At 74.4% G+C, this 12,267-nt stretch carries 12 protein-coding genes; 6 read left to right on the top strand and 6 right to left on the bottom strand.

All coding sequences use genetic code 11. The annotated features are described in order from the left end of the window. Together nirB and RIF68_RS12030 are read right to left on the bottom strand one after the other, a co-directional pair. A partial coding sequence (nirB, locus tag RIF68_RS12035; protein WP_309051190.1) for a nitrite reductase large subunit NirB occupies positions 1-2,049 on the bottom strand: 2,049 nt, incomplete at its 3' end. A 1-nt stretch (position 2,050) separates the two neighbouring features. Next, positions 2,051-3,265 carry an FAD-dependent oxidoreductase gene (locus RIF68_RS12030; protein ID WP_309051189.1) on the bottom strand — a complete coding sequence of 405 codons (1,215 nt, stop codon included), beginning with the start codon at positions 3,263-3,265 and terminating at the stop codon, positions 2,051-2,053. Positions 3,266-3,471: 206 nt separating this feature from the next. On the opposite strand from RIF68_RS12030, the gene RIF68_RS12025 reads away from it, so the two are divergent. Then, positions 3,472-4,257 carry a TSUP family transporter gene (locus tag RIF68_RS12025; protein ID WP_309051188.1) on the top strand — a complete coding sequence of 262 codons (786 nt, stop codon included), beginning with the start codon at positions 3,472-3,474 and terminating at the stop codon, positions 4,255-4,257. Between the two features lie 18 nt (positions 4,258-4,275). Here the strand turns inward: RIF68_RS12025 and RIF68_RS12020 are convergent, their stop codons facing one another. The 3 genes from RIF68_RS12020 to RIF68_RS12010 all read right to left on the bottom strand — a co-directional run bounded on the left by RIF68_RS12020 (position 4,276) and on the right by RIF68_RS12010 (position 6,625). After that, a complete protein-coding gene (locus RIF68_RS12020) occupies positions 4,276-4,896 on the bottom strand; it encodes a class F sortase (protein WP_309051187.1) in 621 nt (206 codons plus the stop codon). A 115-nt stretch (positions 4,897-5,011) separates the two neighbouring features. Then, complete coding sequence (locus tag RIF68_RS12015) at positions 5,012-5,518, bottom strand: hypothetical protein (protein WP_309051186.1); 507 nt, start codon at positions 5,516-5,518, stop codon at positions 5,012-5,014. Positions 5,519-5,797: 279 nt separating this feature from the next. Further along, positions 5,798-6,625, bottom strand: a complete 828-nt coding sequence (locus RIF68_RS12010; protein ID WP_309051185.1) for an aminotransferase class IV — start codon at positions 6,623-6,625, stop codon at positions 5,798-5,800. Positions 6,626-6,771: 146 nt separating this feature from the next. Between RIF68_RS12010 and RIF68_RS12005 the strand changes: the two genes are divergently transcribed. The 5 genes from RIF68_RS12005 to RIF68_RS11985 are packed head-to-tail and all read left to right on the top strand — an operon-like array spanning position 6,772 to position 11,760. Continuing rightward, entirely contained in the window at positions 6,772-7,377 is a 606-nt protein-coding gene (locus RIF68_RS12005) for an NAD(P)H-dependent oxidoreductase (protein WP_309051184.1), read from the top strand. Between the two features lie 9 nt (positions 7,378-7,386). Continuing rightward, positions 7,387-9,123 (top strand): ABC transporter ATP-binding protein, encoded by a 1,737-nt coding sequence (locus RIF68_RS12000; protein WP_309051183.1) that lies wholly within the window; start codon positions 7,387-7,389, stop codon positions 9,121-9,123. After that, positions 9,120-10,985: an ABC transporter ATP-binding protein gene (locus tag RIF68_RS11995; protein WP_375165689.1), complete on the top strand. Its 1,866-nt coding sequence runs from the start codon at positions 9,120-9,122 to the stop codon at positions 10,983-10,985. The genes RIF68_RS12000 and RIF68_RS11995 overlap by 4 nt, the downstream gene beginning before the upstream one ends. 20 nt (positions 10,986-11,005) lie before the next feature. Next, a complete protein-coding gene (cutA, locus tag RIF68_RS11990; protein WP_309051182.1) occupies positions 11,006-11,365 on the top strand; it encodes a divalent-cation tolerance protein CutA in 360 nt (119 codons plus the stop codon). Then, positions 11,362-11,760 carry a gamma-glutamylcyclotransferase family protein gene (locus tag RIF68_RS11985; protein ID WP_309051181.1) on the top strand — a complete coding sequence of 133 codons (399 nt, stop codon included), beginning with the start codon at positions 11,362-11,364 and terminating at the stop codon, positions 11,758-11,760. Before cutA ends, RIF68_RS11985 begins: the two co-directional genes overlap by 4 nt. Here the strand turns inward: RIF68_RS11985 and RIF68_RS11980 are convergent. Next, the coding region (locus tag RIF68_RS11980) for a molybdopterin oxidoreductase family protein (protein ID WP_309051180.1) at positions 11,726-12,267 on the bottom strand (542 nt) is incomplete at its 5' end. The genes RIF68_RS11985 and RIF68_RS11980 overlap by 35 nt on opposite strands.

Here is a 12,267-nt window from a genome sequence, read left to right as displayed (position 1 = left end):
CTCGCGGGCGCAGCCGGAGACCGCCGACTTCAGCTTGTGCGGGGCGCGCAGGCCCCGGTAGCGCAGTTCCAGCCGGATGGCCATCTTCACCGAGTCCTGCACGCCGTAGCGGCACCAGGTCTGCCCCACGCAGGACTTCACCGTGCGCAGTGCCTTGCCGTACGCGTGCCCCGACTCGAAGCCCGCGTCGACCAGCCGCGTCCAGATCGCCGGGAGCTGGTCCACCCGCGCCCCGAACAGATCGATGCGCTGACCGCCGGTGATCTTCGTGTAGAGCCCGAAGTCGCGGGCCACCTCGCCGATCACGATCAGTTTCTCCGGGGTGATCTCACCGCCCGGGATGCGCGGCACGACGGAGTAGGAGCCGTTGCGCTGCATGTTGGCGAGGAAGTGGTCGTTGGTGTCCTGCAGCGCGGCCTGCTCGCCGTCCAGGATGTACCCGTCCAGGCCGATGGCCGGGGCGAGACTGGCCAGGATCGAGCCGACGGTCGGCTTGCAGACCTCGCAGCCCTCGCCGCCCCGCGCCTCCGGGCGCCCGTGGGAGTCGAGCAGGGCCGCGAAGGAGGTCACGCGCAGAGTGCGGGCGATCTCGTAGAGCTCGCTGCGGGTGTAGGAGAAGCAGCCGCAGAGCCCTTTGTCGGTGGCGGCCGGCAGCAGCTTCTCGATGACCTTGACGCAACTGCCGCAGCCCGTACCGGCCTTGGTGCACTTCTTCACCTCGGGCAGGGTCGCGCACTGGGTGATGGCGTGCTTGGTCACGTTGTGGCAGGAGCAGATCACCGCGTCGTCGGGCAGCGCCGAGGGGCCGAGCGCGACCGGCGCGCCCGCGCCGGCGGGCAGCACGAGCTGCTCGGGGGAGACCGGCGGCACGCTCCCGGTGAGCGGGCGCAGCAGACCGTACGACTCTGCGTCACCGACCAGGACGCCGCCGAGCAGCACCCCCTCGCCGTCCACCACCAGCTTCTTGTAGACCCCGGACCGGGAGTCGGAGTACACCACGTCGAGGCAGCCCTCGGACGTGCCGTGCGCGTCGCCGAACGAGGCCACGTCCACACCGAGCAGCTTCAGCTTGGTCGACAGGTCGGCGCCGGTGAAGCCGTCCCCGTCCCCGGCCTCGCCGGCGAGCACCGCCGCCACCGTCTGCGCCATCTCGTAGCCCGGCGCCACCAGGCCGTACACCCGCCCGTCGGAGGCCAGCGCGCACTCGCCGATCGCGAAGACCGCCGGGTCCGAGGTGCGGCACCGCTCGTCCACCGCGATGCCGCCGCGCTCCCCGACGCTCAGGCCGCAGTCCCGCGCCAGCTGGTCCCTGGGCCGTACGCCGGCCGAGAACACCACCATGTCGGTGGCGAGTTCGGAGCCGTCCGAGAGCCGCATCGCGGTGACCGCGCCGTCCTCGGTGACGACCTCCTGGGTGCCCGTCCCGGTGTGGACGGTCAGGCCCATCTGCTCGATGGTGCGCAGCAGCGCGGCACCGCCGCCCTCGTCCACCTGCACCGGCATCAGCCGGGGCGCGAACTCCACGATGTGGGTGTCGAGGCCCAGGCCCTTGAGCGCGCCCGCCGCCTCCAGACCGAGCAGGCCGCCGCCGACGACGGCGCCGGTCGTCGCCCCCTTGGCGTACTCCTCGATCGCCAGCAGGTCCTCGATCGTGCGGTAGACGAAACAGCCCCGGGCGTCCTTGCCGGGCACCGGCGGCACGAAGGGGTACGAGCCGGTCGCGAGGACCAGGGTGTCGTACGCGAAGACCCGTCCCGAGCGGGCGGTGACCGTCCGGCCCTCCCGGTCGACCGCCTCGGCCGCGTCACCGACGTACAGCTCGATGCCGTGCTTCTCCATGAAGCCGGCCTCGACCATCGACAGGTCCTCCGGGGTCCTGCCCGAGAAGTACGAGGTCAGCTGGACGCGGTCGTAGGCGGGGCGGGGCTCCTCGCAGAGCACGACGATCCGGGCCCGCTCGGTGACGCCACGCTCGGCGAGCGCCTCCAGGAACCGCTGGCCGACCATTCCGTGGCCGACCAGGACGATGGTGGGGGTGTGCGCGCTCATGTCAGGAGCCTCCGTCGTGGGTGAGCAGGTGCAGCAGGGGGGCCTCGGGGAGGGCCTCGTCGCCCTCCCAGGCCCGGGCGAGCGCGCCGACCGCGGCCAGATCGCCGAGGAGGACGCCCCCGACGAGCCGGTCCCCGCGGACGACGACCTTGCGGTAGGCGCTGCGCGTGGCGTCGGTGAGCTGGACGACGTCGTCGCCCGGCCGCGGTGTCGCCTCGCCGAAGGCGGCGAGGTCCAGGGGCCGGGAACCGCCCAGGGTGAGCCGGGTGAGCGCCCGGGTGCCGGTGTAACGGGGGCCGGAGCCCGCGCCGCCGGCGGGAGCGGGGTCGCCGGCGGCGAGCACGTCCGCCAGGACGTCGGCCTGTTCCAGGGCCGGGCCGGCGAGGCCGTAGACGCGGCCGTCGTGCTCCGCGCAGTCGCCGATCGCGTGGATGCGCGGATCGGAGGTCCGCAGCTCGTCGTCGACGACGATCCCGGTCCTGACCTCAAGGCCCGCCTCCCGGGCCAGGGCGGTCCGCGGGCGCACCCCGCAGGCGAGCACCACGACCTGGGCGTCGAGCACGAAGCCGTCGGCCAGCTCGACCGCCGTCACCGCCCCGTCGCGCTGCCGCAGCCCGCTCACCCGGCACTCGGTGTGCACCTCGACCCCGAGGGCCTCCACGTGCCCCCGCAGCAGCTCCGAGGCCCGCGCGTCCAGCTGCCGCTCCATGAGCCGCTCGCCCTGCTGGGTCAGCACCACCTCGGCGCCCCGCGCGGCCAGCGCCCGCGCCGCCGACACCCCGAGCAGCCCGCCGCCGACGACCACCGCCCGCACCCCGGGCCGTACCAGCTCCCGCAGGGTCAGGCAGTCGTCGAGCGTACGGAAGGGGTGCACGCCCTCCGGGAGCTCCGCCCCGCGCAGTCCGCGCAGCGGCGGCAGCACCGGGTTGGAGCCGGTGGCCAGGACCAGGCGGTCGTAGCCGACGAGCGAGCCGTCCGCGCACTCCACCGTCCGGGCGGCCCGGTCGATCCGCACCGCCCGCACGCCGCGGCGCACCGGCTCACGGCCCCCGGGCAGCGCGATGACCTCCGGGGCGTACCGCCCGGCGAGGACATCGGCGAGCAGCACCCGGTTGTACGGGGTGTGCGTCTCCTCGCCGAGGAGGGTGACCGGCAGGCGCTGGGCGAGGCGGAGGCCCGCCGTTCCGCCCCCGACCACCACGATCCGTGTACTCATGTCCGGAAGCGTGCGCGGCGGGTGTTTCCCTGCGGCATCCCGTCTGTTTCCCGCACGGAACGCTGATCTCCGCCCGGGCCGGCCGGCGCTGTGAGGGGACGCGGTACGGCCCCGGGGCACGGTGGGTCCGGCGCCAAGCTCAGAGCAAGCTCAACGAACCGGAGTTCCGTGGACGGGGCAACGATCCGCTCCCTAGGCTCGCGATCATGCCCGACATCACGCTGACCACCCTTGTCCTGCTGTGCCTCGCCGCGCTCCTGGCCGGGTGGATCGACGCGGTCGTGGGAGGCGGCGGCCTGCTCCTCCTGCCCGCGCTGCTGCTCGGGCTGCCCGGCGCCCCGCACACGTACGCCCTCGGCACCAACAAGGCGGTCGCGATCGTCGGCACCACCGGGGCCGCCGTCACCTACGCCCGCAAGGCGCCGGTGCCGGTGTGGACGGCGGTGCGGGTCGGGCTCGCGGCCACCGCGGGCTCCATGCTCGGGGCCGTCTTCGCCGCGGGCATCAGCGACCGGGTCCTCAGGCCCCTCATCATGGTGGTCCTGGTCGGCGTGGCGGCCTTCGTCATCCTGCGGCCCGCCTTCGGCGCCCGGCCCGAGGGAGCGGAGCGGGCTCCGCTGACCCGGGCCAGGATCGTCACCGCCATCGTCCTCGTCGGCGGCGGGATCGGCCTCTACGACGGCATGTTCGGGCCCGGCACCGGCACCTTCCTCGTGCTCGCCCTGACCGCCGTGCTGCACCTGGACCTGGTGACGGCCTCCGCCACCGCCAAGATCGTCAACGTCTGCACCAACGCCGGCGCGCTCGCCACCTTCGCCTACCAGGGCACCGTCCACTGGCAGCTGGCCGCCGTGATGGCCGTCTTCAACCTGGCGGGCGGCATGCTGGGGGCGCGGATGGCGCTGAGCAAGGGCACCGAGTTCGTGCGCGGGGTGCTGCTCGTCGTGGTCTTCTCGCTGGTGGCGAAGCTGGCCTTCGACCAGTGGAGCTGAGGCCCGGGGGCGAGCCCGCTACCGCACGCCGATCAGGTGCCCGAAGGCGACCACGTTCCCCTGGTAGCCGCCCGCCTTCTCGGAGAAGCCGCCGCCGCAGGTGATCACCCGGATCTCGGCCCGGTCGGCCTCGCCGTACACCTTCTCGTCGGGGAAGTCCTCGTTGGCGTACACCTCGACCGCGTCGACCGTGAAGACGGCGGTCCGGCCGTCGCGCCGGTCCACCTCGATCCGGTGCCCCTTCTTCAGCGCGCCGAGCGTGTAGAAGACGGCCGGGCCCTCGGCGTTGTCGACGTGCCCGGCGACGATCGCGGTGCCCTTCGCGCCGGGCGTCGTGCCGTCCTCGTACCAGCCGGCCAGATTGCGGTCGGCGGCCGGCGGCACGTCGAGCGCACCGTTCGCCGCCAGGCCCAGCCCGGTCACCGGGGCGTCCACACCGGTCTCCGGGATGCGCAGCCGTACCGGCTCCGAGGGCGGCAGCGGATCGGCGGCGGCGTCCGTGTGCACGGCCGGTCCGGCCGCGAAGGCCTGGGCGGCGGACGGTACGGGCGGGGTGACGTCCTCCGAGCCGTTCTGCACGAGCCAGAGGCCGACGCAGACGGCCACCGCTATGCCCCAGCCCTTGCTCCTGCCGCTCACTCGACACTCACCTGCCGCTCACCTGTCCGTCGTGTGCTCCATGGGTTCCACGGGTGTGGCCCTGCCCCCGCCGGGCCGTGTGCGGGCGCGCGGCGGGGGCAGGACGGGCGGTGGCTCAGTGACCCTGCGCGCCGCTCGCCCGGCGACGCAGGAGCCAGGCACCGCCGACGGCAGCCGCGGCCAGCACCGCCGCGCCCGCCGTGACCTGGGCGGTGTCGGGGCCGATGCTGCCCCCGACTCCGGTGGGGACGTGGCCGCTCGGAGGCCGGTGCTTGACGGTCAGGTCACCCCGGGCCGTCTTGCCGTTGTCGCAGGCGACACTGATCCCGTACGTGCCGGGCTTCGTGTGCTGCGGCACGGTGAACTGACCGACCACGACCTCCTTGTGGGTGCTGGGGTTGAGCTGGAACTCGCCCGCCCCGAGCGAGTTCGCGTCCCCGACGCCGCGGCCGTGCTTGCCGCAGGCCGTGGTGTTGACCGTGACGGTCGTACCGGGGGACGCGGACGACGGGTACACCTCGAGGGTCGCGAAGTCGCCGGCGTGCGCGAGCGGGGCGGTGAAGACCCCGATCGCGGCGACCGACACGGCGGTACCGGTGAGCAGGCGGGCAGTGGTGCGCATGGATGTCCTCCGGGGCGGGGCGCGCGAACGGTCATGCCGGGGCGGTGCCGGGAGGGACTTCCCGGTACCGGCCTCCTAGGACCGAGATAAGAGCCGCGCCCCGCGCCGCGCCTGCTGAGGGGGCATCAGGATTGCGCCGTCCGTGACGGCGTGTCGCCTGGATGGCGGGTGTTTGCGCAGGTCAGGGCGGGTCTTCCGGGGTCGGGTGACGCTCCGTGCCGAACGGGTGATCGCCCTCACCCGGTCGGTACGGGTGCCAGGGCGGTGTCCGCCGGGACGTCACCCGGCGACCGGCTCCCCCTCCACCGCCCGGTACGCCGCGTGCACCCGCTCCATCAGCTCCTCGTCGACCGGGAAACGGACCCCGTCCACCGCGACCACGGGGGCGATCGTCCGCGAGTTGGTCACCAGGGCGGCCCGGAAGCCGGACAGGCCGTCCAGGGTGACCGGGCGGCGGACCGAGGGCAGCCGGTCCCGGAGCAGGGCCATGGTGATGCCGACGAGGCAGGGGGCGGACGGCCAGACCAGGCAAGTGCCGTCCCAGAAGGCCACGTTGGTGACCGCTCCCTCCGCGACCTCCCCCGCGGGGGAGGTCAGCAGGGCCTCGTCGAAACCCGCCCGGCGCGCCGCCTCGCCGTGGTACGTCTGCCCGAAGCCGCCCAGGTGCTTGAGGTGCGGCGCCGGGCGCAGGTAGTCCACGGACCGCAGCCGCTGCGGCGCGCCGGAACCGTCGGGGGCCGGTGCGGCGACGGTCACCAGGATCCGGGCACCACCGCCGGGGCCGGCGCCCGGGTACGCGTACACCCGCGCGGAGGCGTCGGTCCGGCCCGCTCGTGCCAGCGCCCCCGCCAGCAGGGTCCGCACCCGCTCCCCGGGGAGCGGGTGGCCGAAGAGTTCGCGGGTCGCGCCGTCGAGGCGGTCCAGGTGCAGGCCGAGCCCCTTCACGCGCCCGTCGCGCACCTGCATCGCCGTGAAGTGGCCGTACCCGCTCATCAGGGCGGCGGCCAGCCCCGGTTCGGCGACGGGGACGCCGTCGGCCTCGACGTGCGACGAGGCGAGCGGGGAAGGGGGTGCGGCGGGGGAGCGGTGCGAGGGGCCGGTCGTCATGGACCCACCGTAGAACGGCGCCGCGCCGCCGCGGACCGGCGCCCGCGCGCCTCGCGGAACCGGTGCCGGGGCCCCGGCCGCCCCGGAGAACCCCGGAGAAATCCGTGCTTGACCTCAACCTTGGTCGAGGTACCACGATCTTGGCCATGGACCTCCACGACGCCACCGCGCCCACCGCCCCCCTGACCCTCGCCCTCGTCGTCGCCAGCGACCGCGAAGGCCGCTTCGCCCCTGTCATCGCCGACTGGTTCCGCACCCGGGTCGCCGAGCGCGCCGACTTCGCGCTCACCGTCCTCGACCTCGCCGAGACCCGCCTCCCCACCTCCCTCTCCTACGACCCCGACCCCGCCGTCCGCGCCGAACTCGCCCGCGTCACCCCCGTCCTGGAACAGGCCGACGCCTTCGTCGTCCTCACGCCCGAGTACAACCACTCCTTCCCGGCCTCCCTGAAGAACCTCATCGACCGCCACTACACCGAGTGGCGCGCCAAGCCCGTCGGCTTCGTCTCCTACGGCGGCATCTCCGGCGGCATCCGCGCCGTCGAGCAACTCCGCCAGGTCTACGCCGAGATGCACGCCGTCACCGTCCGCGACGGCGTCGTCCTGCCCAACGCCCAGGGACTGTTCGACGAGGACGGCCGGTTCAAGGACCCGACCGGGCCCGAGAACGGCGCCAAGCTCATGCTCGACCAGCTCGCCTGGTGGGGGCGCGCCCTCAAGGACGCCAAGTCCACCCGGCCCTACGCCGCCTGAGGGATCGTCATGACACTGCTGCGCCTCGTCGCCGGGCGCCTGCGCCCCCACCGCGCCCTCCTCGCCTCACTCGTCCTCCTCCAGCTCGTCCAGACTCTCGCCTCCCTCGCGCTGCCCGCCCTCAACGCCGGTGTCATCGACCACGGCGTCCTGCGCGGCGACACCGGCCGCGTCCTCACCGGTGGGGCCACGATGGCCGCCGTCACCCTCCTCCAGGGGGCGGCGGCCGCCGCCGCCACCTACACCGGCGCCCGCATCGCCATGGGTGTCGCCCGCGACCTGCGCTCCGAGGTCTTCCGCCGGGTCCAGGACTTCTCCGCCCGCGAACGCGCCCGCTTCGGCACCGCCACCCTCGTCACCCGCGTCACCAACGACGTCCAGCAGATCCAGACGTTCACCGTCCTCGTCCTGACCATGCTGGTCGCCGCCCCCCTCCTGTGCGCCGGCGGACTCGCCCTCGCGCTGCGCCAGGACGTGCCGCTCGCCCTGGTCCTGCTGCTGTTCGTGCCCGTCATGACCGGCGCCGTCGGCACCGTCGTCCTGCGGATGCGGCCCCTCTTCCGCGGCATGCAGGAACGCCTCGACCGGGTGGGCCGGGTGCTGCGCGAGCAGATCACCGGCGTCCGGGTCGTCCGCGCCTTCGTCCGTGACGGGCACGAGCGGGCCCGGTTCGCCGCCGCCAACGACGAACTCCTCACCGTCGGCCTCCGCGCCGGCCGGCTCCAGGCCCTCATGTACCCCCTCGTCCTCGTCGTCTGGGAGCTCACCACCGTCGCCCTCGTCCACCTCGGCGCCCGCCGCATCGACGCCGGCACCCTCCAGCCGGGGGAACTCGTCGCCTTCCTCGGCTACCTCCTCCAGACGGCCATGTCCGTGATGATGTGCCTCTTCCTCCTCATGCACATGCCCCGCGCCGAGGCCGCCGCCGAACGCGTCCGCGAGGTCCTCGGCACCCCGCCCTCGCTCACCGTTCCCGCCTCCCCGGTCCGCCGCCTCCCCGGCCCCGGCCGCCTCGACCTCCACGACGTCGGCTTCCGCTACCCGGGCGCCGAGGAACCCGTCCTCAGCGGCGTACGCCTGACCGCCGCGCCCGGCGAGACCACCGCCGTCATCGGCTCCACCGGCAGCGGCAAGTCCACCCTGCTGGGCCTCGTGCCCCGCCTCCTCGACGCCACCGAGGGCCGGGTCCTCGTCGACGGCACCGACGTCCGCGACCTCGACCCCGCGCTGCGCGCCGCGACCGTCGGACTCGTCCCCCAGAAGCCGTACCTCTTCGAGGGCACCATCGCCTCCAACCTCCGCTACGGCCGCCCCGACGCCACCGACGAGGAACTGTGGCACGCCCTGGAGGTCGCCCAGGCCGCCGACTTCGTACGCGAACGGGAAGGCGGCCTCGACGCCCCCGTCACCCAGGGCGGCACCAACCTCTCCGGCGGCCAGCGCCAGCGGCTCGCCATCGCCCGCGTCCTCGTCGTCCGCCCCCGCGTCTACCTCTTCGACGACTCCTTCTCCGCCCTCGACGCCACCACCGACGCCCGGCTGCGCGCCGCCCTGCGCGAGGAGACCGCCGGCGCCACCGTCGTGATCGTCGCCCAGCGCGTCGCCACCGTCCGCCACGCCGACCGGATCGTCGTCCTCGACCGGGGCCGCGCCACCGCCACCGGCACCCACGAGGAACTCCTGCGCACCGACCCCACCTACCGCGAGATCGTCCACTCCCAGCTCACCCAGGAGGAAGCAGCGTGAGCACCGCGACCGCCCCCCGATCCGAGCGGTCCACGGCCCCCGCCCGCGGCGGCCCCCCGGTCCGCGACCGCGGCCCCGGGCTGCCCGTCCCCGCCGTCGAACGCTCCCTGGACTTCCGCGCCTCGGGCCTGCGCCTGCTGCGCGTCCTCGCCCCCGACCGGACCCGCCTCGTCGCCGTCCTCACCACCGCCGCCGCGGCCGTCTCCCTCGCCGTCCTCTCCCCGCTCCTCCTCGGCCGCGCCACCGACCTCGTCGTCACCGGCGCCACCGGCCCCGCCGGCGTCGACTTCACCGCCGTCGGCCGGGTCCTCGCCCTCTCCGTCGCCGTCGTCACCGGCTCGGCCCTCCTCACCTGGCTCCAGCAGCGGCTCGCCACCACCGTCGTCCAGCGGGCGGGTCACCGGCTCCGCGAACGGGCCCAGCACAAACTGGCCCGGCTGCCCCTCACGTACCTCGACGGCCGGCCGCGCGGCGAGGTCCTCTCCCGCACCACCAACGACATCGACAACATCACCCAGACCCTCCAGCAGGCCTTCAGCCAGATGATCCGGGCCCTGCTCACCCTCGTCGGCGTCCTGGCGATGATGTTCTGGATCTCCCCACCGCTCGCCCTCGTCGCCCTCGCCACCGTGCCCGTCTCGCTCGCCGTCGCCGCCCGCATCGGCCGCCGCGCCCAGCCCGAGTTCGTCCGCCAGTGGGACGTCACCGGCCGGCTCGGCAGCCACGTCGAGGAGACGGTCACCGGCCACACCGAGGTCGTCGCCTTCGGCCGCCGCGACGAGGCCGTCCGCCGCTTCGACGAGCTCGGCGGGGAACTGCACCGGGCGAGCTTCCGCGCCCAGTTCGTCTCCGGATTCATCCAGCCCGCCCTCACCCTCGTCGGCAACCTCACCTACGTGGTCGTCGCCGTCGCCGGCGGACTGCGCGTGGCGAGCGGCACCCTGACCGTCGGTGACGTGCAGGCCTTCGTCCAGTACTCGTACGAGTTCAACGGCCCCGTCACCCAGATCGCCGCCATGGCCAACCTCCTCCAGTCCGGCGTCGCCTCCGCCGAGCGGGTCTTCGAACTCCTCGACGCCGAGGAGGAGAGCCCCGACCCGGCCGAACCCCGCCGCCCCGCGCACCCGCGCGGCCGGGTCGTCCTCGACGGCGTCTCCTTCCGCCACGAACCCGGCCGGCCGCTCATCGAGAACCTCTCGCTCACCGTGGAACCCGGCAGGACCGTCGCCGTCGTCGGCCCGACCGGCGCCGGCAAGACCACCCTCGTCAACCTGCTCATGCGGTTCCACGAGCCGACCGGCGGCCGGATCACCCTCGACGGCGTCGACACCGCCGCCATGACCCGCGAGGACCTGCGCTCCGGGATCGGCATGGTCCTCCAGGACACCTGGCTGTTCGGCGGCACCATCGCCGAGAACATCGCGTACGGGGCACCCGGCGAGGTCCCGCGCGAGCGGATCGTCGCCGCCGCCCAGGCCGCCCACGCCGACCGGTTCGTCCGCACCCTCCCCGACGGCTACGACACCGTCCTCGACGAGGACGGCGGCGGACTCAGCGCGGGCGAACGCCAGCTCGTCACCCTCGCCCGCGCCTTCCTCGCCGACCCGGCGATCCTCGTCCTGGACGAGGCGACCAGCTCCGTCGACACCCGCACCGAACTCCTCGTCCAGCGGGCCATGGCCACCCTGCGCGCCGGCCGCACCAGCTTCGTCGTCGCCCACCGGCTCTCGACCGTCCGCGACGCCGACACCATCCTCGTCCTCGAACGCGGGGCCGTCGCCGAACAGGGCACCCACGAGGAGCTCCTGGCCGCGGGCGGCGCCTACGCCCGGCTGTACGCCGCCCAGTTCACCCGGGCGTGAGCCCTCGGTACGGTGAGGACGTGACCCACTCCGCGCCCAGCACCAGCACGCCCGGCACCCCCGGCGTCCTCACCGTACGGACCACCACCGACAGCAGGGACAAGGCGGAGGCGCTCGCGCGCGGCGCCGTCGAGGCCCGGCTCGCCGCCTGCGCCCAGGTCTCCGGCCCCCTCACCTCCGTCTACCACTGGCAGAAGGCGATCGAGACCGCCGAGGAATGGCAGGTCGAGTTCAAGACGACCGGGACCCGCTACGAGGCGCTGGAGGCCCACCTCCTCGCCGCCCACGACTACGAGACCCCCGAGATCCTCGCCACCCCCGTCGCCCGGGTCTCCGCCGCCTACCGGGAATGGCTGGAAACAGAGGTCACGGCCCCGTGACGCTGCCATGGTTCGTCTACGGCACGCTCCGCCCCGGCGCGTACAACCACGACCGCCTCCTCCTCGGCCGCACCGCCATCGAGGAGGAGGCCCTGCTGCCGGGCGCCCTCCTCCACGACGGCCCCGGACACCCGTACGCCGTGCCCGGCGACGGCACCGTCACGGGCACGCTCGTCACCCCCGAGGCGGGGGCGTACGACACGCTGCTCGCCCTCCTCGACCGCATGGAGACCGGCGCCGGCTACGAGCGGACCGCCCGCGACGCCGTGCGGGTCCGCGACGGCCGCACCGTCCGCGCCTGGGTCTACCTGGCCGCGCCCGGCACCCCCCTCGGGCAGCCGATCCCCTCCGGCGACTGGTTCAGCCGCGCTCCAGCCGGACCGCGCACACCTTGAACTCGGGCATCCGGGAGACCGGGTCGAGCGCCGGGTTCACCAGTGTGTTCGCCCGCCCCTCCCCGTACCAGTGGAACGGCATGAAGACCGTGTCCGGGCGGATCCCGGTCGTGATCCGCGCCGGTGCCACCGCCCTCCCGCGCCGCGACACCACCGCGACCGGCTCGCCCTCGGCCACCCCGAGCCGCTCCGCGAGCCGCGGGTGCAGCTCCACGAACGGGCCCGGCGCCGCCGCGTTCAGCTCGTCCACGCGCCGCGTCTGCGCCCCCGACTGGTACTGGGAGACCACCCGGCCCGTCGTGAGCACCACCGGGTAGTCCGCGTCCGTCTCCTCGGCCGCCGCCCGGTGCACCACGGGCACGAACCGGGCCCGCCCGTCGGCGGTCGCGAACCGGTCCAGGAAGAGACGCGGCGTCCCCGCGTGATCCGGGTCCGGACAGGGCCAGAAGACGCCCTGTTCCCGCTCGATCCGCCCGTAGTCGATCCCCGCGTAGTCGGCGGGCCCGC

Source organism: Streptomyces sp. (genome assembly GCF_031178505.1).
Lineage (GTDB): Bacteria > Actinomycetota > Actinomycetes > Streptomycetales > Streptomycetaceae > Streptomyces > Streptomyces gulbargensis.
This window is presented reverse-complemented; position numbering and strand designations above follow the sequence as displayed.

Bases quoted from the DNA above. Each gene is read 5' to 3' on its own strand.
- RIF68_RS12030 (WP_309051189.1), bottom strand. From the start codon at position 3,265: ATGAGTACACGGATCGTGGTGGTCGGGGGCGGAACGGCGGGCCTCCGC.
- RIF68_RS12025 (WP_309051188.1), top strand. From the start codon at position 3,472: ATGCCCGACATCACGCTGACCACCCTTGTCCTGCTGTGCCTCGCCGCG.
- RIF68_RS12015 (WP_309051186.1), bottom strand. From the start codon at position 5,518: ATGCGCACCACTGCCCGCCTGCTCACCGGTACCGCCGTGTCGGTCGCC.
- RIF68_RS12010 (WP_309051185.1), bottom strand. From the start codon at position 6,625: ATGACGACCGGCCCCTCGCACCGCTCCCCCGCCGCACCCCCTTCCCCG.
- RIF68_RS12005 (WP_309051184.1), top strand. From the start codon at position 6,772: ATGGACCTCCACGACGCCACCGCGCCCACCGCCCCCCTGACCCTCGCC.
- RIF68_RS12000 (WP_309051183.1), top strand. From the start codon at position 7,387: ATGACACTGCTGCGCCTCGTCGCCGGGCGCCTGCGCCCCCACCGCGCC.